The following is a 24,111-nucleotide window of genomic DNA, read 5'->3' on the forward strand; positions in this document are numbered from 1 at the left end:
GACGCGACCGCCGAGTTGCCGGTCGGACGTGGTGACGGTAGGCGGTGGCGAGGACGCCCGCAAGCACGGGCGCCGACACCGGCGAGCACGGGCGCGGACGCGGCGCGAGCGCGGGCGCGCACGGCCGCGGGCACGGGGCGCGGACGCCACGAGGGCGGCCGTCGACGACGGCCGCCCTCGCCGGGACGCCCCCGTCCCGCGCGGTACCGACTCGCCACGGCACCGCGATGCAGCACGCCGCGACCGATCGCCGCGGCCCCTCCGGCCGGCCCCCCAGCCTGCCGAGTGAGGTGTGCCTAACCTAGCCGTGCCACCACCGGCCGACAAGCCCGCCCCCGCGCACGACGTACGCGCAGGCGACGACCTGCTCTCACGACACCGGCACCACGACGGTCTGCCCGGCCCGCAGCTTCCCACCGGGCAGCGCGTTCAGCTCGATGAGGCGCAGCACGACGTCACGCACGTCCTCCTCCGGGCCAGCGACCTGCGCGGCGAGGCCCCACAGCGTGTCGCCCGGGGCCACCACCACGCGCTCGACCTCGAGCGCGGACTGCGGACCGTCGGCGACGGCGGAGCGAGCGGTGCCGCCCACGCCCAGCGCGAGCCCGACCGCGAGCAGCCACACCACGACCCGACCACGCCGGGTCAGGCGCAGCGGCTCCTGCGCACGACGCACCGTCGGCGCCCCGTGGACGCGCACCGGGACCCGGCCCCGCCCACCGCTCACCGTCGCCGGTCCGATCGCCATCGCGCTCATGCCCATGCCCTCCGTCGTCTCGAACACCTGTTCGTCGAACGTCTGTACGAGTTCTAGCAGAACCCACCGACACCCGTCGAGACACGCTCGAACAGATGTTTGATCCGGCACCACCGCGCCCCTAGGGTGGGACGCGTCAGGAAGTGCACCACCGACCACCGACACCCGGCTCCGACCAGCGGGGACGCGGCGGGCGCGGTGGCGAGGCGGTCAGGACCGCAGGACCGGGAGGCGCCGTGGGCGGGCAGACGACGGGGACGTCGGGGACGGACGTGCAGGACGTCGTCGACGTCACGGCCGCGCTCGCCGCGGGTGCGGGCAGCGACGGGCTCACGGCACGTCAGCGCCGGGTCCTGGAGACGATCCGCGTCGCCGTCGAGACGCGCGGCTACCCGCCGAGCATGCGGGAGATCGGCGAGGCGGTCGGGCTCACCAGCCCCTCGAGCGTCAAGCACCAGCTCACGGCGCTCGAGCGCAAGGGCTACCTGCGCCGGGACCCGCACCGCCCGCGCGCGATCGAGGTCGTCCAGCCGGACGACGCGCGTCCGGCGCCCACGTCCACCCCGCCCGGCGGCCTGGCGCTCGGCGCCGACGCCCCCGAGCGCGACGGCGCGCCCGCACCGTCGTACGTCCCGGTGGTCGGACGCATCGCGGCCGGCGGTCCGATCCTGGCCGAGCAGGTCGTCGAGGACGTCTTCCCGCTCCCGCGCCAGCTCGTGGGCGACGGCGACCTGTTCCTGCTGCGCGTCGCGGGCGACTCGATGGTCGACGCCGCGATCTGCGACGGGGACTGGGTCGTGGTCCGCCGCCAGCCCGTCGCCGAGAACGGGGAGATCGTCGCCGCGATGATCGACGGCGAGGCGACGGTGAAGACGCTCAAGCGCGCCGACGGGCACGTCTGGCTGCTGCCGCACAACGCCGCGTACGCGCCGATCCTCGGGGACGAGGCGACCGTCCTGGGTCGCGTCGTCAGCGTGCTGCGCAGCCTCTGAGGACGTCGCGGCAGGACGTCACGGGCGCCGTCACGGGACTCGCGCCGCGGGCCGCGGTGCGGTGCGGGACGGGCGCTCCCGTCCGCGCCTGCGGCCCGCGTGCCCGCGTCAGAAACCGAAGCGGCGCGCGACCGACCGGACGGCCTCGGCGGACCGACGCAGCCCCAGCAGCTCGTCGGAGGACATCGGCACCTCCAGGCGCTCGGCGACCCCCGACGCCCCGACGACCGTCGGCACGCTGAGGCACACGTCGGAGATGCCGAGGTAGCCGTCGAGCAGCGACGAGACCGGGAGGATCCGGCGCTCGTCCTTGAGGACCGCCTCGATGATGCGCGAGCCGGCGAGCGCGATCGCGTAGTTCGTCGCGCCCTTGCCCTCGATGATCCGGTACGCGGACTCCACGACCTCGCGCGCGATCGCGTCACGCACCTCGCTCGTCAGCGGCCCGTGGCCGGCCACGCCCGGCCACTCGAGCAGCGGCACCGCGCCGATCGACGCGGAGCTCCACAGCGGCAGCTCGCTGTCACCGTGCTCCCCCGCCACGTACGCGTGGACGTTCTGCACGGCGACGCCCGTGTGCCGGGCGATGAGGTAGCGCAGGCGGGAGGAGTCCAGCACGGTCCCGGAGCCGAACAGCTGCGTCGGCGGCAGGCCCGAGATCTGCAGGGCCGCGTACGTGACCACGTCGACCGGGTTCGTCACCATGACGTGGACGGCGTTCGGAGCGACCTCCACGACGCCCGGCAGGACCTTGCGCACGAGCGAGATCGTCGCCTCGGCGAGGTCGAGGCGGGACTGGCCCGGCCGCTGCTTGGCCCCCGCGGTGAAGACCACGACGTCGCAGTCGCTGAGGACCGCGACGTCGTCGGAGCCGACGACCTCGGCCATGGACATGAACTGGATGCCGTGGCTGAGGTCGAGGACCTCGGCGTCCACCTTCTGCCGGTTGACGTCGAGCAGTGCCACGGTGCGCGCCGCACCGCGCATGAGGGCGGCGTACGCCATCGTCGACCCGACTGCCCCCGCGCCGACGATGCCGACCTTCGAGGTCCGGCGCTGCGGCGTCGGGACGGCGAGCGTGGCGTCGTCGCCCTCGATGTCCTGCGTCATGGCAGCTGGTTCCCCTCGTCACGGGCACGGTGCGCGCGGGACGCACCGGCCCGGCGGACACGTCCCACCCGGCGAGGCTAGCCCGACGCCGACAGGCGTCGCAGCGCGGCGACGACGACGTCCCGGTCGGTCGTGCGCCAGAACGGCGGCATGGACCGGCGCAGGAACTCCCCGTACCGCGCGGTCTCGAGCCGCGGGTCGAGCACGGCGACGACGCCGCGGTCCTCACCCGACCGCACGAGGCGTCCCGCCCCCTGGGCCAGCAGCAGCGCGGCGTGGGTCGCGGACACGGCCATGAACCCGTTGCCGCCCGTCGCGGCGACCGCGTCGGCGCGTGCCGAGCGCACCGGGTCGTCCGGGCGCGGGAACGGGATCCGGTCGATGACGACGAGCCGGCAGGCCGGGCCGGGTACGTCCACGCCCTGCCACAGCGAGAGCGTCCCGAACAGGCACGTCGGCTCGTCCGCGGCGAACCGCGCGACGAGCGTGGGCAGCTGGTCGTCGCCCTGCAGCAGGACCGGCACGTCGAGCCGCTCGCGCAGGGCCTCCGCCGCGACCTGCGCGGCGCGCCGCGACGTGAACAGGCCGAGCGTGCGCCCGCCGGCGGCCTCGACGAGGGTCGCGATCTCGTCCAGCTGCGCCTCGGTCGCGGGCTCCCGGCCGGGCGTGGGCAGGCGCCGGGCGACGTAGCAGATGCCCTGCCGCGGGTAGTCGAACGGGCTGCCGACGTCCAGCCCGCGCCACCGTCCGGTGTCCGCCCGTTCCGCACGGGGCGGGGCGTCGGTGCCGGGCAGCACGTCCGCCGCGCCCACGGACGTCGCCGTCCCGGACCCCACCGGGGTCGCCGCCACTGCCGCAGGGAGGGACGTCGGGCCCGTCGGCGCGGCGTCGGGACGTCCGCCGAGCCCGAGCGAGCGGGCGACGGGCTCGAAGGACCCGCCGAGCGCCAGCGTCGCCGACGTCAGCACGCCCGTGCGGCCCGCGAGCAGCTGCGTGCGCACGAGACCGTCGACGGCGAGCGGCGCGGCGTGCAGGCGCGTGGTGACCTGCCCCCGGCGGTCCTCCCCGCGTGCGCACCACAGGACGGTGTGGCGCAGGTCGTCCGGGTCGGCAGCCATGCGCTCGGCGGTCTCGAACAGCGCGAGCATCGCCGCGCTGGCCATCTTGACGCCGCCGTCGGCGCCGGCCTTCCCCTTCGTGGACGCGTCCGGCTTGAGCACCGTCAGGAGCGTGCGGGCGGCGTCCCGCACGGCGGCCACCGCGAGCCGCGCTCCCTCCGGCAGCCCGTCGGGGAACCGGCCCTCGGGCAGCGGGACGACCACGCTCGCGAGGTGCTGGGCGGCCGTGTCGAGGTCGGTCGTGGGGATGCCGCCGAGCCGGCGCGCGAGGCGCGCGGCGTGCTCGATCGTCGCGACCGAGAGCTCGGCGGTGGCCTGCGCGGTCACGCGGTCGGTGAGCTCGTGCGCCTCGTCGACGACGAGCACGTCGTGCTCGGGCAGCACGTTCGGCGACCCCGTGGCGGCGATGCCGAGCATCGCGTGGTTCGTGACGACGACGTCCGCCTCCCGCGCCCGCGCCCGCGCCGCGTCGGGGAAGCACTCCTCCAGCATCGGGCAGGTCTGCCCGAGGCACTCCATGGCGGTCACCGACACCTGCCGCCACGCGCGGTCGGCGACGCCCGGCACCAGGTCGTCGCGGTCGCCCGTGCCGGTCTCCTGCGCCCACTCCCGCAGGCGGACGACCTGCTCGCCGAGCGTCTCGCGCTCGTCGGCGTCCTCCGCGGGGCGGGGTGGTCGGCGGCACCGGGACGCTCGGGCACGTCGAACAGCGCCCCCTGGTCGTCCTCCGGGTAGCCCCCGGCGACCTTGTGCACGCACAGGTAGTTGTGCCAGCCCTTGAGCAGCGCGATGTCGGCCGGGCGCGGCAGCCGACCCGCGAGCGCCTGCGTCACCAGCGGCAGGTCCCGCGTCATGACCTGGCGCTGCAGCGCGAGCGTGGCCGTCGAGACGACGACCCGCTCGTCCTGCGTCACGGCGTGGCGCACCGCGGGTACGAGGTAACCCAGGGACTTGCCCGTGCCCGTGCCGGCCTGGACGAGCAGGTGCTCGCCGGACTCGAGCGCGTCGGCCACGGCGTGCGCCATGGTCCGCTGCCCCTCGCGCCGCCCGCCGCCGAGCGCTCCGACCGCGAGGTCCAGGAGCTCGTCGACGGACGCGTGGACCGCCGCCGCGCGGTCGCTCGTGCCGTCCGTCGCCCCTGCGGTGCGTGGCGCGGTCGAGGGGTCGGACGTCCGGGCCTGGTGCACCGCGTCAGCGTAGTCGCGCGCACCGACGCCCCTCGCCCGTCATCCCCCGGTGCCGGCCGCCACCCCGGTGGGCAGGTGCCGGCCCCACCACGCGAGGAGGTGCTCGAAGCGGCTGACGCGGTGCCGCGGACGGCCGCTGCGGGTCAGCTCGTGCCCCTCGCCGGGGAACAGCAGCAGCTCCGCCTCGACGCCGCGGCGGCGCAGCTCGACGAACCAGCGCTGCCCCTGCTCGACCGGGCAGCGCCAGTCCTGCTCGGAGTGGATCACGAGCGTCGGCGTGCGCACGCGGCCCACGTGCGCCATCGGCGACTGCGCCGCCACGGCGGCCAGGCCCTCGGGCGTGCCGTGGTCGCCGACGTACTCCAGGCCGAACCACCACCCGATGTCCGCGGACCCCGTGAAGCTCACCGGGTCGAGGAAGCCGCGCTCGACGACGGCCGCGGCGAACCGGTCCGTGCGGGTGGTCAGCCAGGCGGTCAGGTAGCCGCCGTAGGACCCGCCGAGGACGCCGACGCGCGTGCCGTCGAGGGCGTCGGGGTGCTGCGCCACGGCGCCGTCGAGCAGCGCGAGGACGTCCTCGGTGTCGACCGTGCCCATGGCCTGCCGGATCGCGCGTCCGTGCGCGCGCCCGAACCCCGCCGACCCCCGCGGGTTGCCCAGCACCACGGCGTAGCCCGCCCCGGCGAGCACCTGCGCCTCGTCGAACAGCGCGTGCGTGTACTGCGCGAACGGGCCGCCGTGGATCATCAGCAGCGTCGGGTGGGGACCGGCGCCGAACCGCTCGGGGTCGGGCGTCACGACCCAGCCGTGGACCTCGTACCCGTCCGCGGACGTCGCGACGAGGTCGACGGGCCGCCGCACCCGCCCGGTGGTGCGCAACGGCGCGGACCAGTCGGCGAGCGTGGGGCCGTCCCCCGTCCGGACGTCGACGCGCAGCAGCGCGCCGGACGTCACGGGGTGCGCGGCGGCGACCACGGCCGGCCCGCCGGCGGGCAGCGCGTCGGCGCCGAGGACCACGTGCGGGGCGTCGACCAGCGTGCGCGGCGTGCCGTCCGCCGTCACGTGCGCGAGCGTGACGGCTCCGCGCTCCTCGACGGCGACGAGCACGCCGTCCGCGAGCGGCACGAGGACGCCGTCGGACAGGTCCACCGTCTCGGCGTCGGTGATCCGCTCGGGCGCCCCGGCCGCCCGCGTCCCGGTGCCGGTGCCCGCGAGCGGGAGCCGGAACAGGCCGGTCAGCGCGGCGACGGTGTCGTGGCCGTCGGACCCGAGGTCGCGCGCCTGCAGCCACAGGGCCGCCCCGTCGGCCGTCGGGCGCACGGTGCCGACCTGGAGGGTGCTGCCGGCGTCGGCGTCGGTCAGCGGGACGAGGGCCGCGACGTCGGTGCCGCGCTCGCCCGCCGGCACGAGCACCACGTCCCGGCGCACGTCCCGCTCGCGGTCGGCGTGCCGTGTGCAGGTCGCGACGAGCGCCTCGCCGTCCGGCAGCCAGTACGGGTCGGTGACGTCCCACGCACCGGCGGTGAGCGCCGTCGGCTCCGGCAGCGCGTCGCTCGCTCCGGGGTCCGCGGGCACCGTCAGCACGTGCACGTGCTGCGGGCGGTCGTGCACGAAGCCGACGCCGTCCGCGCGGTACCGGAACGTCGTGACGTGCCGGGGCGCCTCCGCGGCCGGGTCGCCGCCGGGGACGTACCGCCCCTCCTCGGGCACGCGTGCCAGGTACGCGAGGCGCGTGCCGTCCGGGGAGAACCGCAGCTCGGAGACACCGAGCGGGGCGTCGGTGAGCCGCACCGGCTCACCGCCGCCCGCGGGGACGAGGTGCGCCTGGGCGGGACCGCCCGTGAGCGGTGCGCGGCAGAACGCGACCCAGCGGCCGTCCGGCGAGACCTGCGGCGCCGTGTCGCGGTGGCCGTGCGTCAGCCGGCGCGCGGCACCGGTGCCGGGCTCGTGCTCGCCCCGTGCGGTGGTCTCGTCCGCGGACGGGCCGTGCACCGGGACCAGCCAGAGCTCGCCGCGGTACGCGTCGAGCGCCGTGTCGGGCCCGACGACGGCGACGACCGCGGCGGAGCCGTCGGGGAGCAGGGCGGGCGCGCCAGGGGTGCGCAGGAGGTCCAGGTCGGCGGGGATCACCCCTGCACCCTAGGCACGCCGGGCCGCACGCGCGGAACCCGGCGCCCCGCCCGTCCGGGCGGCGCGCCGGGTCCCGGTGCGCGGTGCCGTCAGCCGCGCCGGACGGCCGCGCCCTCGAGCTCGGCCGCGAGGTCGGCGTCGACGCGGGCCCGGATCGCCGTGCCGTCCGGCGTGTGCTCCTCGTGGTCGATGTCGCCGTGCTCGTGCACCCGGCTGACCAGGTCGCCGCGCGAGTACGGCACGACGACGTCGACGCTCACCCCGGGCCGGGGCAGCTGGTCGGCGATGAGCGCCTGCAGCTCCTCGACCCCCTCGCCGGTGTGCGCCGAGACGACCACGGAGTGGACCTCGCGCGACCGCAGCCGCGCGACCACCTCCGGGGCGGCGAGGTCCGCCTTGTTCAGGACCACGATCTCCGGGACGTCCATGGCGCCCGGGATGTCGGCGAACACGTGCCGCACGGCCGCGATCTGCCCCTCCGGGTCCGGGTGCGACGCGTCGACCACGTGCAGGATGAGGTCCGCGTCGGCGACCTCCTCCAGGGTCGAGCGGAACGCCTCCACCAGCTGGTGCGGCAGGTGCCGCACGAAGCCGACCGTGTCCGCGAGCGTGTACACGCGCCCGTCCGCGGTCTCGGCGCGCCGGACGGTGGGGTCCAGCGTCGCGAACAGGGCGTTCTCGACGAGGACCCCGGCGTTCGTCAGCCGGTTGAGCAGCGACGACTTGCCGGCGTTGGTGTACCCGGCGATCGCCACGGACGGGATCGCGTTGCGCTTGCGGGATGCCCGCTTCGTCTGCCGTGCCGGTGCCATGGCCGCGATCTCGCGCCGCAGCTTCGCCATCCTGTTGCGGATGCGGCGGCGGTCCAGCTCGATCTTCGTCTCGCCGGGACCGCGCGAGCCCATGCCCGCACCCGCGCCGCCGACCTGGCCACCGGCCTGGCGGCTCATCGACTCGCCCCAGCCGCGCAGGCGCGGCAGCAGGTACTCGAGCTGCGCGAGCTCGACCTGCGCCTTGCCCTCCTTCGACTTCGCGTGCTGGGCGAAGATGTCGAGGATCAGGGCGGTGCGGTCGATGACCTTGACCCGCACGACGTCCTCCAGCGCACGGCGCTGGGACGGTGCGAGCTCGCCGTCGACCACGACGGTGTCGGCGCCGACGGCCGCGACCACGGTCGCGAGCTCCGCGGCCTTGCCGGAGCCCAGGAACGTGCCGGGGTCGGGGGTGCGCCGGCGCTGCAGGACCCCGTCGAGCACCTGCGAGCCGGCCGTCTCCGCGAGCGCGGCGAGCTCGCGGAGCGAGATCTCGGCCTCCTCGGCCGTGCCCGCGCCCCACAGGCCCACCAGCACGACGCGCTCGAGGCGCAGCTGCCGGTACTCGACCTCGGTGACGTCCTCGAGCTCCGTCGAGAGCCCGCTGACGCGGCGCAGCGAGGTGCGCTCCTCCAGGTCGAGCTGGTCGCCGTCGTACGTCGTGTGCGTCGTGCCGCCGGCCTGCAGAGCGGTCCCGGCCCGGGCCAGCACACGAGCGACGACGTCGTCGGCCACCTCCTGGGCGCTGCGCACCGGCGCCTGCGGCGCCTCGGGGGTGGTGTGCTGTCGGTCGTCCACGCGTGTCCTCTCGTCCGCTTCCAGTCTCCCCAGGGTCGCACCGGCGCACGCGCTGGGCGAGGGTTTTCGCTGCGGGCGCAGCGGTGCGGGCGGGCTAGGGTCGCCTGCGTGCACAGCGGGGACGGGGCGGACCACTACTTCACGGCGCGACCCGCGTCGTCCGACGAGCGGCGCACGGTGGCCGTGCGGATCGCCGGGCGCGACGTCACCGTGGAGACCGCCGGCGGCGTCTTCTCCCCCGACCACGTGGACCTGGGCACCCAGGTGCTGCTGCGGACGGTGCCGCCCCCGCCGCCCCGCGGGGACCTGCTGGACCTCGGCTGCGGCTGGGGCCCCGTCGCCCTCGAGCTCGCCCTCGCCGCACCCGGCGCACGGGTCTGGGCGGTCGACGTGAACGAGCGCGCGCTCGACCTCGTGCGGCGCAACGCCGAGCGGCTCGGCGCGGCGAACGTCGTCGCCGCGCGCCCGGAGGAGGTGCCGGCCGACGTGCGGTTCACGACCGTCTGGTCGAACCCGCCCGTGCGCATCGGCAAGGCCGCGCTGCACGCCCTCCTCGTGGACTGGCTCTCCCGCCTGGCCCCGGACGGCGACGCGTGGCTCGTGGTGGGCCGGAACCTCGGCGCCGACCCGTTGCAGCGCTGGCTGGCCACGGACGCGCCGGACGGGGCCGGCCTCGGCGTCGCCGTCGAGCGGGTGGCGAGCGCCAAGGGCTTCCGGGTGCTGCGGGTGACGCGGTGAGCGCGCTGACGGCCGGCGCGCAGGAGCTGTGGCGCGAGCGCCGCACGACCACGGCGGCGCTCGTCACCCTCGTCGTCCTCGTCGCGTTCGAGTCGTTCGCGGTGACGACGGTCATGCCCGGCGTCGCGGACCTGCTGGACGGCCACGCGCTGTACGCCTTCGCGTTCGCCGGACCGCTCGCCACCGGGGTCGTCGGCATGGTGGTCGCGGGGACCTGGTCGGACCGCACCGGCCCGTTCCGGCCGTTCCTCGCGGGGTCCGTCCTGTTCGTCGCCGGCCTCGTGGTCGCCGGCCTGGCGCAGGCCATGCCCGTGCTGGTCGTCGGACGGCTCGCGCAGGGCCTCGGCGGCGGCGCGGTGAACGTGACGCTGCTCGTCACGCTCGCGCGCGCCTACCCGCCCGCGCTGCACCCGCGCGCGTTCGCCTGGTTCTCCGCCGCCTGGGTGCTGCCCTCGCTGGTCGGGCCCACCGTCGCGGGCCTCGTGGCCGAGGTCGCGGGCTGGCGCTGGGTCTTCCTCGGCGTCGCGCTGCTCGTGGTGCCGACGAGCCTGCCGCTGCTGCGCACGCTGCGCCCCCTCGGCCCGCCGGACGCGGCCGGCCCGGCACCGGCCGACGGACGACGGCGGGTGGTGCTGGCCGTGCTGGTCGCCACGGCCGTGCTCGCGCTGAACCTCGCCGTCGAGCTGCCGCCCGTGCCCTCCGCGGTGCTCGCGGCGCTCGCCGGGGCCGCCGCGCTCGTCGTCGTCGGGCCGCTCCTGCCCGCAGGGGCGCGCCGCGCGCGTCCCGGGCTGCCGAGCGTCGTCACGACGCGTGCGCTCGTGTCCGGCGCGTTCTTCGGCGCGCAGGCGTACGTGCCGTACCTGCTGACGCAGCGCGAGGGCTGGAGCCCGACGGCGAGCGGTCTCGCGCTCACGACGGCGGCTCTCGCGTGGTCCGGCATGTCCGCCGTGCAGGGGCGCCTCGGGCACCGCCTCACCAGCCGCGACGCGGTCCGGGTCGGCACGGCGCTCGTGGCGGTGGGCACGGCGGGGTCGTTCGTCACGGCGGCCGCGGACCTGCCACCCACCGGGCTCGTGGCGGCGTGGACGTTCGCGGGAGCGGGCATGGGCCTGGCGTCGTCACGGCTGAACGTGCTCGTCCTCGGGTACTCGGTGCCGGGCCGGCAGGGCACCAACAGCTCGGCGCTCTCGATCGCGGACGCCGTCGGCTCCGCCGTGGCCCTCGCGGTCAGCGGGGTCGTCGTCGCCCTCGTCACCGCGGCGGCCGCCCCACCGGGTGCGGCGGTGGCCCCCGCGGGGCTCGCGGCGGCGTTCGGGCTCGCGGCCGTCCTGGCGGTCGGCGCGGCCCTCACCGCGCCGCGGGTCGGCACACCCCCCACCGAGGTCCCGCCCGACGAGGCGGACGTGGCGGACGCGGCGGGCACAGCGGACGCGGCGGGCACGGCCGACGCGGCGGGCACGGCCGACGTGGCCGGACCGGATCAGCCCTCGGGGGCAGCGCGCGGGCCACGGCCGCGAGCACCTGACCGGACGTCGGCACGCCCTCCGCGCGCCGGACCACGCGGCCCGCGGCGTCCAGCACCGCGACGGTCGGGGTGCTCGTCACCGCGAGCCGGGCCGCGAGCGCGGGGGCGTCCGCGACGTCGCGCTCGACGTGGACGACGCCCGGCACGCTCGCCGCCACCGCGGCCAGGACGCGGCGCGTGGCACGGCACGGCGCGCAGAACGCGCTCGAGACCTGCACGAGCGTCGCGCGCTCCCCCAGCGGCTCGCCGAGGTCCGCGGCGCCGACCACGTCGCCCGGGCCGCCGGACGGGACCGCCGCCGCGCTCACGCGAGCAGCGCCGCCAGGTCGACGGACCCCTCGGCGACGAGCACGGCTGGGCCGGCCAGCTCGGCGTGCGTGCCGTCCGCGGCGGCCGTGAACGTGACCCGCAGCGTGCCGCCGGGGACCTCGACGAACCACACGTCGGGCGCACCGGTGCCGCCCCACGCCCGGACGGCCGCCGCCGCGGCCACGGCGCCCGTCCCGCACGACTGCGTCTCGCCGACACCGCGCTCGTGCACGCGCATGCGCACGCGCCCGGCCACCGTGCCGTCGTCGAGCGTCTCCTCGCCGAGCGGCACGACGAGCTCGACGTTCGTGCCCTGCGCCGGGACGGGCGTGACGTCCGGCGCGTGCACGAGCTCCACCCGGGCGAGGTCGTCGACGTCCGCCAGCACGACGACCGTGTGCGGGTTCCCCACGTCGACACCCAGACCGGGACGCGTCACCGCGAGGCCCGGCACGGCGACCTCGGCGTCCCCGCCCGCCGCGACGGCGTCGGCACCGCCCGGCAGGGTGACCGGCCCCATGCCGACCGCGAACCACGCGCCGCCCCCGAGCCCGGACGGGACGTCGACGGCGCGGACCGTGCGCACCCCGGCACGCGTGCCGACCGCCAGCTCACCCGTGGTCGGGTCCCACAGGCCCAGGCTCTCGAGGTAGCGCGCGAAGACCCGCACGCCGTTGCCGCACATCTGGGCGACGGAGCCGTCGGCGTTCCGGTAGTCCATGAACCAGGCGGTGGTGCGGGTCGCGGCGGGTGCGTCCGGCACGCGGCCGGTGGCGACCAGGCGGATCAGGCCGTCCCCGCCGAGCCCGCCACGCCGGTCGCACAGCCGCGCGACCAGCTCGGCGGACACGTCGAGCGCACCGTCCCGGTCGTCGACGAAGACGAAGTCGTTGCGCGTCCCGTGCCCCTTCGTCACCCCGACGCGGCCGAGGCCGGCGGTGGTCGGGGCGGGTGCGGGGGCGGTCGCGGGACGGGTCATGAGCCCAGGGTACGGCGCACGGGACCCGCGTCCGGGGGCGCCGGCTCCCCCGCGTCCGCCTGCCGCACGACCTCCAGCGCCCGCCCCACCAGGGCCGGGTCCTGCGCGTCGAGCCAGCGCACGCGCGGGTCCCGGCCGAACCACCCCATCTGCTTGCGCGCGAGGCGACGCGTGGCCGCGGTCGTCGCGGCCCGCGCTCCGGCGTCGTCCAGCTCGCCCCGCAGCTGCGCGACCGCCTGCGCGTACCCCACCGCGCGCGCCGCCGTCCGGCCCAGCCCGTGCGCGAGGAGGGCCTCGACCTCTGCGAGCATCCCGCCGTCCCACATCCGGTCGACGCGGCCGGCGACGCGCGCGTCCAGCGTCTCGCGCGCGCAGTCCAGGCCGATCTGCACCGCCGGCACGGCGTACTCGTGCCGCGGCAGCGACGCCGAGTACGGGCGACCGGTGAGCGCGATGACCTCGAGCGCGCGCACGATGCGCCGGGCGTTGCGGGGCCCGATGCTCTCGGCCGCGGCGGGGTCGGCCGCGGCGAGCTCGTCGTGCAGCGCCCGCGTGCCCTCCGCCTCGACGCGTGCCTCGAGGGCCGCGCGGACGTCCGCGTCCGTGCCGGGGAAGTCGAGCTGGTCGAGCAGCGCGCGCACGTACAGCCCCGACCCGCCCACGACGACGGGCCGCACACCGCGCGCGAGGAGGTCGGCGACGACGGCCCGGGCCTGCACCTGGTAGTCGGCGACGGACGCCTCCTCGCGCGGGTCGAGCACGTCGAGCAGGTGGTGCGGGACGCCGTGCCGCTCGTGCGGCGGCACCTTCGCGGTGCCGACGTCCATGCCGCGGTACAGCTGCAGCGCGTCCGCGTTGACGACCTGTCCGCCCAGGGCCTGCGCGAGCGCGATGCCGAGGTCGGACTTGCCGGTCGCGGTGGGGCCGACCACCGCCACGACGAGGGTCACCGCGCCTCCTGCCCGAGCTGCCAGCACGCGACCGCGTGGGCCGCGCCGTGGACGACGTCGGCGCGTCCGCCCACGGCCCGCGGTGCCGCGCCCGCTGCGTCGAGCGCGCCGACGAGCACCTGCCAGGGGCCCCAGCCGCTGACGGCCAGGGCGTCCGCGAGCGCGGGGTCGAGGGCCGCGAGCACGTCGCGCCCGCCCGTCCCGCCGTCCGTGAGGGCGCGTGCGAGGCGGTCGTCGAGCACGGGCGCCCGCGGGTCGTCGGCGAGCGGGGCGTCCGGCCCGTGCCGTGCGGAGCCGGAGCCGACCACGACGAGGGCGGTCCGTCCGTCGCCGGTCAGGGCGGCGCCCAGCCGGCGCAGGGCGTCGACGTCGCGGGCGGCGACCTCGACGACGTGCAGCCCGTCCCCCGCCCCCCGTCCCGCGCGCACGACCAGCTGGAGCCCGACGGCCGCCGCCGGGCCGGGCGGACCGGGCACGGCGACGGGTCCGCCCGGGGCCGGCTCGAGGTCGAGCGCGGGGACGGGCCAGGTCAGCAGGTGGTCGGGGACGCCGGCGGCGGCCGCCCCGGGTCGCACGCGCCCGGCCACGGCCCGGTCCGCGCGTCCGGGCGCGACCACGACCACGCGCTCCGCGGGATCGACGGCGGCGGCCACCGCGGCGAGCGCCGCGTCGCGCAGGCCCGCGAGCGCCGGGGCGTGCGACGCCCCACCGGCGACGCCGGGCAGGAGCAGCACGGTGTCGGGGACGAGCGCGGCGGCGACGAGCACGCCACGACCGTAGCCGCCCGGCCCGGGTGCACCCGCCGCGCCCGGCCGCCGGGCCACCCGCCCGGGCGCCATGCGGCGTCGGTGCCGCCGGGTAGGGTCGTGCGCATGGTGTCGTTCGGGGAGCGCGCACGCCGGTGGTGGGGGCGCGGACGGCCGAGGACCCGCGCCGAGGTGTCCGTGGCCCCGGTCGAGGACGGCGAGCTCCACGCCCGCGTGGCGGAGCTGCTCGCCCGCGAGCTGGGGTCGCCCGAGCAGGGCGCGGACCTGCCGGTCCCGGTGACGCCCGCGCGGATCGCGGCGTGGATGACCGAGAACCGCTTCAGCTACTTCGTCGACAACGACGGCGACCTCGGCGGGCTCTGGCGCGGCCGGCTCTTCTACTTCTTCCTGTTCGGGGAGCAGGCGGAGATCCTGCAGGTCCGCGGGCAGTGGCACCGCGAGCTCGCCATCGAACGCCTGGAGGAGGTGCTCGACGTGTGCAACGAGTGGAACGCCGAGCGCATCTGGCCGAAGGCCTACGTGCGCGTGCGGGACAACGGCCGCGTGCACGTGGTCAGCGAGGTCGCCACCGACCTCGAGCACGGCGCGACGGACGCGCAGCTGAGCCAGATCCTGTTCTGCGGCCTGTCGACGGGCAGCATGCTCTTCGACGCGCTCGACGAGCGGTACCCCGACCCCGCGGGGATGGCACCGTGACGGGGCCGGGCTGGCTGCTGCGCGTGCTGGGCGGGCTGCCGAAGCCGACCAAGCAGGTGTCCTCCGACGACGAGGTCCCCCGCCCGCTGACGCGGGACCGGGTGGCCGACTACCTGCTGGCGCGGGGCTACCGCTTCGTCGTCGACGAGGACGGCGACCTCACCGGCACGTGGGACGGCAACCGGTTCTGGTTCCTGCTGCTCGGTGAGCAGGACGAGATCCTGCAGGTGCGCGGCCGCTGGCACCGCACCCTGCCGCTCGAGCAGCGGCGCGCCCTGGCGCTGGCGATCAACGACTGGAACCGCGAGCGCATCTGGCCCAAGGCGTACGTGCGCGAGGAGGACGGCGTGCTCGCCGTGTACTCGGAGGTCTCCGCGGACCTCGAGCCCGGGGTCACGGACGTGCAGCTCGCCCAGCTGCTCGCGTGCGGGCTCGGCACCGGCGTGCAGCTGTTCGCCGCGCTCGACCCGGTCGTGCCCGGCGAGACCGGGCCGGCACCGGACGTGCCCGACAACTGACGTCGCCGGGGGCCGGTCCGCCGCCCGCCCGCAGCGGGTCAGCGCGCGGGCGCCCCGACGGTCGGCAGGCCGAGCACGACGGGACCCGCCGGCGCCGCCCCCGTGCCGCAGCCGCCGCCCGGACCTCCGTGCGCGTGCTCCTGCGCACCGGTGGCCCGCCGCTCCCACGCGTCGCCCGCCCGCGTGCGCCGCACGGCGAACGTGCCCCCCGTGAGCGCCGAGTCGGCCACGAGGTGGTGCGGCGCGGCGTGCGTGACCTCGACGCGGACCAGGTCGCCGGGACGCGGCGCGTCGGCGACGGGCAGGCCCGGGGGCAGCGAGAGGTGCACGAGGCGGTTGTCCGCGGCGCGGCCGGACAGGCGGGCGGTGGCACCGTCCTTGCGCCCCTCCCCCTCGGCGACGAGCACGTCGACCGTCCGGCCGACCTGCCGCTGGTTCTCCTCCCAGGAGATGCGCTCCTGCAGCGCCACCAGGCGCTCGTAGCGCTCCTGCACGACCTGCTTCGGCAGCTGGTCGGGCAGGTCGGCGGCCGGGGTGCCGGGCCGCGGCGAGTACTGGAACGTGAACGCGGACGAGAACCGGGACGCCTCGACGACGCGCAGCGTCTCGGCGAAGTCCTCCTCGGTCTCGCCGGGGAACCCGACGATGATGTCGGTCGTGATCGCGGCGTCCGGGATCGCCGCACGGACCCGGTCGAGGATGCCGAGGAAGCGCTCGGAGCGGTAGGAGCGGCGCATGGCCCGCAGGACCCGGTCCGAGCCGGACTGCAGCGGCATGTGCAGCTGCGGCATCACCGTGGGCGTCTGCGCCATCGCCTCGATGACGTCGTCGGTGAAGGCGGCGGGGTGCGGCGACGTGAACCGCAGCCGCTCGAGGCCCGGGACGGCGCCCGCGGCACGCAGCAGCTTCGCGAACGCCTGCCGGTCGCCGAACTCGACCCCGTAGGAGTTCACGTTCTGGCCGAGCAGCGTGACCTCGATGGCCCCCTGGCCCACCAGGGCCTCGACCTCCGCGAGCACCTCGCCCGGGCGCCGGTCGCGCTCCTTGCCGCGCAGGTGCGGCACGATGCAGAACGTGCAGGTGTTGTTGCAGCCGACGCTGATCGAGACCCAGCCGGCGTAGACCGACTCGCGGCGGGTGGGCAGGGTCGAGGGGAAGACCTGCAGCGACTCGGCGATCTCCACCTCCGCGCGCGCGTTGTGCCGCGCGCGCTCGAGCAGCGTCGGCAGGACGTCGAGGTTGTGCGTCCCGAAGACGACGTCGACCCACGGCGCGCGCTCGACGATGCCGCTGCGGTCCTTCTGCGCGAGGCAGCCGCCGACGGCGATCTGCATGCCGGGACGGGCGCGCTTCTGCCCCGCCAGCCGGCCGAGGTTGCCGTACAGCTTGTCGGCCGCGTTCTCGCGCACGGCGCACGTGTTGATGACGATGACGTCGACGTCCTCCGCGGCCGCGTCGGCGGGGCTCGCGGGCACGTAGCCGGCCTCCTCGAGCATGCCGGCCATGTGCTCGGAGTCGTGCACGTTCATCTGGCACCCCAGCGTCTTCACCAGGTACGTGCGGGCCTGGCGCGGCGCGTCGGCGACGGTGTCGTCGGCCGGCGCGGCGAGCGGTGCGGGCAGGGTCGTGGACATCGTCCACCAGGGTACGTCCGGCGACGGGGCGTCTCCGACACACGCACCGGGGCGAGCGCGGCGGAGCGCCCGCACCGGCAGGACGTATGACCAGGACGTTACGTCTTCGTGACGTCACCCCGTGGCGTCGGCAACATCCCCCGCATAGGTTCAGGGGATGGCCGACAGCGTGACCGCCGACCCCGCGACCCCTCCGGCCACCCGTCGGACGGGTGAGCCCCTCATCCTCCTGTCGGGTGTGAACAAGCACTTCGGCAGCCTGCACGTCCTGCGCGACATCGACCTGACGGTCCACCGCGGCGAGGTCGTCGTCGTCATCGGGCCGTCGGGCAGCGGCAAGTCGACGCTCTGCCGGACGATCAACCGGCTCGAGACGATCGACTCGGGGACGATCACGATCGACGGCGAACCGATCCCCGCGGAGGGCCGGGCGCTCGCACGGCTGCGGGCCGACGTCGGGATGGTGTTCCAGTCGTTCAACCTCTTCGCGCACAAGACCGTGCTGGAGAACGTCACGCTCGGTCAGGTGAAGGCCAAGAAGGTCAAGCCGGCACAGGCCCGGACCACGGCGATGGAGCTCCTGGAGCGCGTCGGCGTGGCGAACCAGGCCGAGAAGTACCCCGCGCAGCTCTCCGGCGGGCAGCAGCAGCGCGTGGCGATCGCGCGGGCACTGGCGATGAAGCCGAAGGCCCTGCTGTTCGACGAGCCCACGTCCGCGCTCGACCCCGAGATGATCAACGAGGTCCTCGACGTCATGGTCGGCCTCGCACGCGAGGGGATGACGATGGTCGTCGTCACGCACGAGATGGGGTTCGCGCGGCGCGCCGCGCAGCGCGTCGTCTTCATGGACGCCGGCCAGGTCGTCGAGGAGGCCGACCCGGAGACGTTCTTCACCGCGCCCCGCAGCGAGCGGGCGCGCGACTTCCTGTCCAAGATCCTCACCCACTGACGCGGCCCGCGGGCGACCCGCCCGCGCCTCCCGCACCGACGGCACCGACTCGCCGCACCCGTCCCCGACCGGGGCGCCACCGCGCACCCGCGACCGAAGGAGAAGCACATGCGATCCGCTCGCACCGGGCTCATCGCCCTGCTGTCCGCGTCCACGCTCGCCCTCGCCGCCTGCTCCGGCGGCGGTGACGCGGGCGGGCAGGAGACCGAGGACACCGCCGGCGGCGGGACCGAGACGGCCGCCGCCGACTTCCCCGAGGGCTCGACGATGGCCCGCCTCGCCGAGGAGGGGTCGATCACGATCGGCACGAAGTTCGACCAGCCGCTGTTCGGGCTGGTCGGGCCCGACGGCGTCCCCACCGGCTTCGACGTCGAGATCGGCAAGATCATCGCCGGCGAGCTCGGCATCGCCGAGGACGACATCGAGTGGGTGGAGACGATCTCCGCCAACCGGGAGCAGTTCATCCAGTCCGGGCAGGTCGACATCGTCATCGCGACGTACACGATCAACGACACCCGCAAGGAGGTCGTGTCGTTCGCGGGCCCCTACTACGAGGCCGGGCAGTCGATCCTCACGCTGAAGTCGAACGAGGACATCCAGGGCCCCGACGACCTCGCGGGCAAGCGCGTCTGCACCGTGTCCGGCTCGACGCCGGAGAAGAACCTGCTGGACAACTACCCGGAGGCGCAGGTCCAGGCGCTGCAGGCGTACTCCGACTGCATCGAGCCGCTGCGCAACGGCCAGGTCGACGCGATCAGCACCGACAACGTCATCCTCGCCGGCTTCGCGGCGCAGAACGACGACCTCGAGGTGCGCGGCGAGCCCTTCACGCAGGAGCCCTACGGGATCGGCCTCGCGCTCGACGACACCGACTTCCGCATGTGGATCAACGACGTCCTCGAGCAGTCGTACGAGGACGGCTCGTGGGAGCAGGCGTGGGAGGAGACGGCGGGCACCGTCCTCGACACGCCGGAGCCGCCCGCGGTCGACCGCTACTGACCCCGGTGCCGGCGGCCCTGGCCGTCGGCACCCGAGCGCGCGCGGGCCGGCACCGGTGTGCCGGCCCGCGCGGTGCCGCTCCCCCGCGTGCCGCGCACGCCCCGGGCCGCCCCCGGCCCGCCGAGACACCACCCGGAGGACGCGTGGACCCCACGGTCATCGTCGAGAACATGCCGGCCTACCTCGCCGGCTTCCGCATGACGCTGCAGCTCACCGTCGTGGCCGGCGCCGGCGCGCTCGTCATCGGCCTGCTCGTCGCGGCGATGCGCGTCGCCCCGCTGGGCTCCCTGCGCGGGGCGGCGGCCGTCTACACCGAGGTGCTGCGGAACATGCCGCTCACCCTCGTCTTCTTCTTCACGATCATCGTGCTGCCCCAGTTCGGCCCCGTGCTCCCGATCGGGTACTGGGCGGCCGTGGTGTGCCTGACCGCGTACACGTCCGCGTTCGTCGCGGAGGCCGTGCGGTCGGGCATCAACTCGGTGGGCGTGGGCCAGGCCGAGGCCGCGCGGGCCATCGGCCTGACGTTCGGCCAGACGCTCACGTCGGTGGTGCTGCCGCAGGCGGTCCGCTCGGTGGTGCCGCCGCTCATCAACGTGCTCATCGCGCTGGCGAAGAACACCTCGGTGGCGGCCGGGTTCGCGGTCGTCGAGCTCGTCGCCACCGGGCGCCGGCTCGCGCAGGGGAACCCCGCGGACGTGATCACGGTCCTCGTGGGCGTCGCGATCTGCTACCTGGTCATCACGATCCCGGCGGGGCAGCTCGCCGGGGTCCTCGAGCGGAGGGTGGCGTTCGCGCGATGACATCCGTCCTGTACGACACCCCGGGCCCCGTCGCCCGCCGCCGCGAGCGGATCGGCTCGGTCGTCGGCGGCCTCGTCGTCCTCGGTCTCGTCGCGTTCGGCCTGTGGTACGCGGCCGGGCGCGGCATCTTCACGGCGGAGCGCTGGGCGGTGCTCTACGACCCGCCGATGGGGCAGACTGCGGCCGCCGTCTGGCGGAACCTGCTCCTCGACGGCCTGGGTGCGACGCTGCGCGCCGCCGTCGTCGCCGCACCCCTGGCGCTGCTGCTCGGCCTGCTGCTGGCCGTCGTCCGCACGAGCCGGCTCGCGTGGGTGCGCGGGCTGACCTCCGCGGTCATCGAGCTGTTCCGCGGGCTGCCCGTGCTGCTCGTCATGTTCTTCGCGCTGCTCGCGTTCGGGTGGGACGCCTTCGGCTCCGTCGTGTTCGGTCTCGTCGTCTACAACATGGCGATCATCGCGGAGATCGTGCGCGCCGGGCTCGCGTCGCTGCCCAAGGGCCAGACCGAGGCGGCGTACGCGGTGGGCCTGTCGCGGGCGCAGACGCTGCGGCTCGTGCTCCTTCCGCAGGCGCTGCGCACGATGCTGCCGAGCCTCGTCGCCCAGATGGTCGTCCTGCTCAAGGACTCCTCGCTCGGGTTCATCGTCGGCTACCCGGAGCTGCTGAAGACGATCCAGAACAACACGTACTTCTTCGGCAACGCGTCCGTCGTCGCCCTGTTCGTCGTCGGCGCCGGCGTCTACCTGGCCGTCAACATCAGCCTGTCGCGCCTCGCGATGCGGCTGCAGGGACGGACGCGTCGCACGGCGACGCCGGCCGCCCCCGCGGCCGTGGTGGGCGACGGTGCGACGGGTCTGGACCCGAAGGGGTCGGTCCCGCTCTGAGCGACGGCCGCGCGGCCGGGCTCAGCCCGCCGTCGCGCTCGCGCGCAGCTCGCGGACGACCGTCACCTTGATCTCGCCCGGGTAGGTGAGGTCGGACTCGATGTGCCGGGCGATCGCGGTCGCGAGCTGCGGCAGGTCGCGGTCCGCCACCTGCTCGGGCTCGACGACGACGCGGACCTCCCGCCCCGCCGCCATCGCGAGGGCGCGGCGGACGCCGTCGTGCTCCGCGACGAGCGCCTCGAGGCTGCCCATGCGCTCCACGTACTGGTCGACGTCCTGCCGGCGGGCGGCGGGACGGGACGCCGAGACGGCGTCCGCGACCTGCACGAGCACCGCCTCGATCGTCGCGGGCGGTACCTCGTCGTGGTGCGCGGCGATCGCGTTGACGACGGCGTCCGACTCACCGCACCGGCGGGCGAGGTCCGCACCGACCGTGGCGTGCGTCCCGGGGACCTCGGCCGTGAGCGCCTTCCCGACGTCGTGGAGGAAGGCCCCGCGGCGCGCCACCTCGACGTCGGCACCGAGCTCGGCCGCGACCACGGCGGCGACCTGCGCGCTCTCGACGAGGTGCTCGAGCACGTTCTGCCCGTAGGACGTGCGCAGGCGCAGCCGCCCCATGGTCCGCACGAGCTCCGGGTGCAGGCCCCCGACCCCGGCGCGTTCCGCGGCGTCGTGCCCGGCGGCGTCGTGCCGCTCGTCGGCACCGGCGAGCGCGTCGGCGTACGCCGCCTCGATCCGCTGCGGGTGGATGCGCCCGTCGGCCATGAGCGCCTCGAGCGCGATCTGGGCGACCTCGCGCCGCTCGGCGTCGAAGCAGGACAGGACCACCGAGTCCGGGGTCTCGTCGATGAGGACGTTCACGCCGGTCAGGGCCTCGAAGTGGCGGATGTTGCGCCCCTCCTTGCCGATGATCCGGCCCTTCATCTCGTCCGAGGGCAGGGGCAGGATCGAGACGACGTGCTGCGCGCTCGTCGGCACGGCCAGCCGCTGCACGGCCGCGCTGACGATGCGCCGGGCGCGGGCGTCCGCCGTCCGGCGGGCGGCCGCCTCGGCGCGTCGCACCTGCGCGGCGGCGTCGTTGGCGGCCTGGTCGGCGATGCGACGGGTCAGCTCGGCGCGCGCCTCCTCCTCCGTGAGCCCGCTCGCGGCCTCGAGCTCCTGCCGGGCCTGCTCGCGCGCGGCGGCGAGCCGCTCGTTGGCGGCGCGCTCGGCGTCGGCGAGCGTGCGCGCGGCGGCCCGCTCCGCCTTGTCGACCGCGCGGGCACCGGCACGCTGCGCCTCCGCGGCGGCGTCCGCCTGGCTCCGGGCCCGGCGCTCCAGATCGACGAGCTCGCTCCGCTCCGCCGCGAGCTCGCGCTCCCGGTCCGCGATGCGCTGCTGGCGGCGTTCGGCGTCGGCGAGCAGCGCTCGCGCCTCGTCCTTGATGCGCGCCACGTCCTCGGCAGCCTGCCGGCGCTGGGCATCGGCCTCGCGCCGGGCGACGAGGACCAGCACGAGGGCGACGAGGCACGCGCCGAGCAGCCCCACGACGATGACGATCGCTGCCTGCTCCACGCGCCCTCCCGTACCGGCCGGCCGGGCGCCGACGGGTGGTGCCATTCTCGCGCAGGTCACGAGCGTGGCCGGCACCGAGCCTCCGCGCGTCGCGCAGGACCGGGAAGCACCCGTCGTCCAGCGATCACCCCTCGGCGTCGGACCAGTCCGGCGCACCGTCGGACGCCCCTTCGTCCGCGAGCGCCTCGCGGACGAGACGGCTCACGAGACCCGGGGGTACCCCTTGCGCGCCAGCGCCGCGTACGTGCGCCGCACGCGTACGTCCGTGTCGAGGGACGCGGTGGCGCGCAGCTTCCTCACCACGAGCGCACGCGCCGCGGACTCCTCGTCCTCGGGCTCGACCTCCTCGAGCGCGGCGGCCGCGACCTCGTCGTCGATGCCCTTGCGGCGCAGCTCGGTGCCGAGGGCCCGTCGGGACAGGCCACGCTCCCGGTGCCGGGAGCGCACCAGCATGCGTGCGTACTCCTCGTCGTCGACCAGCCCCACCTCGGTGAACCGGTCGAGCACGCGCGCCGCCACGTCCGCTGGGACCTCCCGCTTCGCGAGGGCCTCCTCGAGCTGGGCCCGGCTCCGCGGCGCACCGGTGAGCAGACGCAGGACGATCGCGCGCGCGACCTGCTCCGGGTCGGGCTCGGCGTCGACCGCTGCGGAGCCGCTGTCGGGCGGCTCGGGGGCGGGCCGCCCGCGGCGTCGTGCCGCCGCGGGCCGCCCCTCCCCCTCGCCCGTCCGCGGGCTCAGAAGTCGACCTCGGCGGGCGCGTCGACCTTCGCCCCGATGCCGAGCTTCTCCTTGATCTTCTTGTCGATCTCCTCGGCGAGGTCGGGGTTGTCGCGCAGGAACCGCCGCGCGTTCTCCTTGCCCTGCCCGAGCTGGTCGCCCTCGTAGGTGAACCACGCACCGGACTTGCGGATGAAGCCGTGCTCGACGCCGAGGTCGATCAGCGAGCCCTCGCGCGAGATGCCGACGCCGTAGAGGATGTCGAACTCCGCCTGCTTGAACGGCGGGGCCATCTTGTTCTTCACGACCTTGACGCGCGTGCGGTTGCCGACCGCGTCGGTGCCCTCCTTGAGGGTCTCGATGCGGCGGATGTCCATGCGGACCGAGGCGTAGAACTTCAGCGCCTTGCCACCGGTCGTCGTCTCGGGACTGCCGAAGAACACCCCGATCTTCTCGCGCAGCTGGTTGATGAAGATCGCGGTCGTGCCGGAGGCGTTGAGCGCACCGGTGATCTTGCGCAGGGCCTGCGACATGAGGCGGGCCTGCAGGCCGACGTGCGAGTCGCCCATCTCACCCTCGATCTCGGCCTTGGGCACGAGCGCCGCGACCGAGTCGATGACGATGATGTCGATCGCGCCGGAGCGGATCAGGGTGTCCATGATCTCCAGCGCCTGCTCGCCGTTGTCCGGCTGGGCGACGAGGAGGGCGTCGGTGTCGACACCGAGCTTCTTGGCGTACTCCGGGTCGAGCGCGTGCTCGGCGTCGATGAACGCCGCGATGCCGCCGGCCTTCTGCGCGTTCGCCACGGCGTGCAGCGCGACGGTCGTCTTGCCGGACGACTCCGGCCCGTACACCTCGATGATGCGGCCCTTGGGCAGGCCGCCGATCCCGAGCGCCACGTCGAGCGCGACCGAGCCGGTCGGGATGACCTCGACCGGTGCGCGACCCTCCTCGCCGAGTCGCATGACCGATCCCTTGCCGAACTGGCGGTCGATCTGGCTGAGTGCGGCCTCGAGGGCCTTCTCGCGGTCCTGAGCGGGCATGTCTACCTCGTCGTCTCGAGCAGCGTCGCGCTGCGCCTGCGGGGCTGGTCCTGGTGTCGCAGGCGACGCTATGCCCGACCACCGACATCCCGGCCGGGCGCCCCGCCCCCCGTGGACGACGACGCGTCCGGCACGGGGTGGGGACGGC

Annotated in this window: 20 protein-coding genes and 2 pseudogenes; 9 read left to right on the top strand and 13 right to left on the bottom strand. The window is 75.8% G+C overall.

What is annotated here, in order from left to right:
* Nucleotides 1-370 precede the first annotated feature (370 nt).
* Entirely contained in the window at nucleotides 371-784 is a 414-nt protein-coding gene (locus tag GC089_RS10725; protein WP_155377672.1) for a LysM peptidoglycan-binding domain-containing protein, read from the bottom strand.
* Between the two features lie 245 nt (nucleotides 785-1,029).
* Between GC089_RS10725 and lexA the strand changes: the two genes are divergently transcribed.
* Nucleotides 1,030-1,749 (top strand): transcriptional repressor LexA, encoded by a 720-nt coding sequence (lexA, locus tag GC089_RS10730; RefSeq protein ID WP_155379138.1) that lies wholly within the window; start codon nucleotides 1,030-1,032, stop codon nucleotides 1,747-1,749.
* Nucleotides 1,750-1,857: 108 nt separating this feature from the next.
* Here lexA and GC089_RS10735 read toward each other — a convergent pair whose 3' ends face one another.
* The 4 genes and pseudogenes from GC089_RS10735 to hflX all read right to left on the bottom strand — a co-directional run bounded on the left by GC089_RS10735 (nucleotide 1,858) and on the right by hflX (nucleotide 8,904).
* Nucleotides 1,858-2,859 carry an L-lactate dehydrogenase gene (locus tag GC089_RS10735; RefSeq protein ID WP_155377673.1) on the bottom strand — a complete coding sequence of 334 codons (1,002 nt, stop codon included), beginning with the start codon at nucleotides 2,857-2,859 and terminating at the stop codon, nucleotides 1,858-1,860.
* Nucleotides 2,860-2,936: 77 nt separating this feature from the next.
* Nucleotides 2,937-5,164 (bottom strand): annotated as a pseudogene (locus tag GC089_RS10740) (ATP-dependent DNA helicase).
* A 39-nt stretch (nucleotides 5,165-5,203) separates the two neighbouring features.
* Nucleotides 5,204-7,294, bottom strand: coding sequence for a S9 family peptidase (locus tag GC089_RS10745; RefSeq protein ID WP_155377674.1), 2,091 nt, complete (start codon nucleotides 7,292-7,294; stop codon nucleotides 5,204-5,206).
* Nucleotides 7,295-7,383: 89 nt separating this feature from the next.
* Nucleotides 7,384-8,904 (bottom strand): GTPase HflX, encoded by a 1,521-nt coding sequence (gene hflX, locus GC089_RS10750; protein ID WP_155377675.1) that lies wholly within the window; start codon nucleotides 8,902-8,904, stop codon nucleotides 7,384-7,386.
* A gap of 108 nt (nucleotides 8,905-9,012) precedes the next feature.
* Between hflX and GC089_RS10755 the strand changes: the two genes are divergently transcribed.
* Together GC089_RS10755 and GC089_RS10760 are read left to right on the top strand one after the other, a co-directional pair.
* Entirely contained in the window at nucleotides 9,013-9,642 is a 630-nt protein-coding gene (locus GC089_RS10755; RefSeq protein ID WP_155377676.1) for a class I SAM-dependent methyltransferase, read from the top strand.
* A 113-nt stretch (nucleotides 9,643-9,755) separates the two neighbouring features.
* Nucleotides 9,756-10,802 (top strand): annotated as a pseudogene (locus GC089_RS10760) (MFS transporter); the annotation flags it as partial.
* A 187-nt stretch (nucleotides 10,803-10,989) separates the two neighbouring features.
* On the opposite strand, the gene GC089_RS20090 reads toward GC089_RS10760, so the two are convergent.
* From GC089_RS20090 to GC089_RS10780, 4 genes are read right to left on the bottom strand one after another with little or no spacing between them, the layout of a single operon-like run.
* Nucleotides 10,990-11,475, bottom strand: coding sequence for a thioredoxin family protein (locus GC089_RS20090; RefSeq protein WP_155377677.1), 486 nt, complete (start codon nucleotides 11,473-11,475; stop codon nucleotides 10,990-10,992).
* Nucleotides 11,472-12,455 carry a diaminopimelate epimerase gene (dapF, locus tag GC089_RS10770; protein ID WP_155377678.1) on the bottom strand — a complete coding sequence of 328 codons (984 nt, stop codon included), beginning with the start codon at nucleotides 12,453-12,455 and terminating at the stop codon, nucleotides 11,472-11,474. Before dapF ends, GC089_RS20090 begins: the two co-directional genes overlap by 4 nt.
* Nucleotides 12,452-13,405, bottom strand: a complete 954-nt coding sequence (gene miaA / locus GC089_RS10775) for a tRNA (adenosine(37)-N6)-dimethylallyltransferase MiaA (RefSeq protein ID WP_155377679.1) — start codon at nucleotides 13,403-13,405, stop codon at nucleotides 12,452-12,454. The genes dapF and miaA overlap by 4 nt, the downstream gene beginning before the upstream one ends.
* Nucleotides 13,402-14,172 carry a hypothetical protein gene (locus tag GC089_RS10780; protein ID WP_155377680.1) on the bottom strand — a complete coding sequence of 257 codons (771 nt, stop codon included), beginning with the start codon at nucleotides 14,170-14,172 and terminating at the stop codon, nucleotides 13,402-13,404. Before GC089_RS10780 ends, miaA begins: the two co-directional genes overlap by 4 nt.
* 105 nt (nucleotides 14,173-14,277) lie before the next feature.
* On the opposite strand from GC089_RS10780, the gene GC089_RS10785 reads away from it, so the two are divergent.
* Both GC089_RS10785 and GC089_RS10790 read left to right on the top strand, forming a co-directional pair.
* Nucleotides 14,278-14,868, top strand: a complete 591-nt coding sequence (locus GC089_RS10785; protein ID WP_155377681.1) for a YbjN domain-containing protein — start codon at nucleotides 14,278-14,280, stop codon at nucleotides 14,866-14,868.
* On the top strand, nucleotides 14,865-15,386 hold the full coding sequence (locus GC089_RS10790) for a YbjN domain-containing protein (RefSeq protein WP_155377682.1): 522 nt from the start codon (nucleotides 14,865-14,867) through the stop codon (nucleotides 15,384-15,386). The genes GC089_RS10785 and GC089_RS10790 overlap by 4 nt, the downstream gene beginning before the upstream one ends.
* A 38-nt stretch (nucleotides 15,387-15,424) precedes the next feature.
* Here GC089_RS10790 and miaB read toward each other — a convergent pair whose 3' ends face one another.
* Nucleotides 15,425-17,020 carry a tRNA (N6-isopentenyl adenosine(37)-C2)-methylthiotransferase MiaB gene (gene miaB, locus GC089_RS10795; RefSeq protein ID WP_155377683.1) on the bottom strand — a complete coding sequence of 532 codons (1,596 nt, stop codon included), beginning with the start codon at nucleotides 17,018-17,020 and terminating at the stop codon, nucleotides 15,425-15,427.
* 157 nt (nucleotides 17,021-17,177) lie between these two features.
* On the opposite strand from miaB, the gene GC089_RS10800 reads away from it, so the two are divergent.
* The 4 genes from GC089_RS10800 (at nucleotide 17,178) to GC089_RS10815 (ending at nucleotide 20,649) form a co-directional block, all read left to right on the top strand.
* Entirely contained in the window at nucleotides 17,178-17,969 is a 792-nt protein-coding gene (locus GC089_RS10800; RefSeq protein ID WP_155377684.1) for an amino acid ABC transporter ATP-binding protein, read from the top strand.
* Between the two features lie 108 nt (nucleotides 17,970-18,077).
* Nucleotides 18,078-18,968 carry a glutamate ABC transporter substrate-binding protein gene (locus tag GC089_RS10805; RefSeq protein WP_155377685.1) on the top strand — a complete coding sequence of 297 codons (891 nt, stop codon included), beginning with the start codon at nucleotides 18,078-18,080 and terminating at the stop codon, nucleotides 18,966-18,968.
* A gap of 170 nt (nucleotides 18,969-19,138) precedes the next feature.
* On the top strand, nucleotides 19,139-19,768 hold the full coding sequence (locus GC089_RS10810) for an amino acid ABC transporter permease (protein ID WP_155379140.1): 630 nt from the start codon (nucleotides 19,139-19,141) through the stop codon (nucleotides 19,766-19,768).
* Nucleotides 19,765-20,649: an amino acid ABC transporter permease gene (locus GC089_RS10815; RefSeq protein WP_155377686.1), complete on the top strand. Its 885-nt coding sequence runs from the start codon at nucleotides 19,765-19,767 to the stop codon at nucleotides 20,647-20,649. Before GC089_RS10810 ends, GC089_RS10815 begins: the two co-directional genes overlap by 4 nt.
* Nucleotides 20,650-20,670: 21 nt before the next feature.
* Here the strand turns inward: GC089_RS10815 and rny are convergent, their stop codons facing one another.
* The 3 genes from rny to recA form a co-directional block, all read right to left on the bottom strand.
* On the bottom strand, nucleotides 20,671-22,203 hold the full coding sequence (rny, locus tag GC089_RS10820) for a ribonuclease Y (RefSeq protein ID WP_230684743.1): 1,533 nt from the start codon (nucleotides 22,201-22,203) through the stop codon (nucleotides 20,671-20,673).
* A gap of 201 nt (nucleotides 22,204-22,404) precedes the next feature.
* Nucleotides 22,405-22,722, bottom strand: coding sequence for a regulatory protein RecX (locus GC089_RS20095; protein ID WP_370513988.1), 318 nt, complete (start codon nucleotides 22,720-22,722; stop codon nucleotides 22,405-22,407).
* A gap of 215 nt (nucleotides 22,723-22,937) precedes the next feature.
* Nucleotides 22,938-23,963 carry a recombinase RecA gene (recA, locus tag GC089_RS10830; protein ID WP_136520370.1) on the bottom strand — a complete coding sequence of 342 codons (1,026 nt, stop codon included), beginning with the start codon at nucleotides 23,961-23,963 and terminating at the stop codon, nucleotides 22,938-22,940.
* Between the last annotated feature and the right edge of the window lie 148 nt (nucleotides 23,964-24,111).

Source organism: Cellulomonas sp. JZ18 (genome assembly GCF_009720485.1).
GTDB lineage: Bacteria > Actinomycetota > Actinomycetes > Actinomycetales > Cellulomonadaceae > Cellulomonas.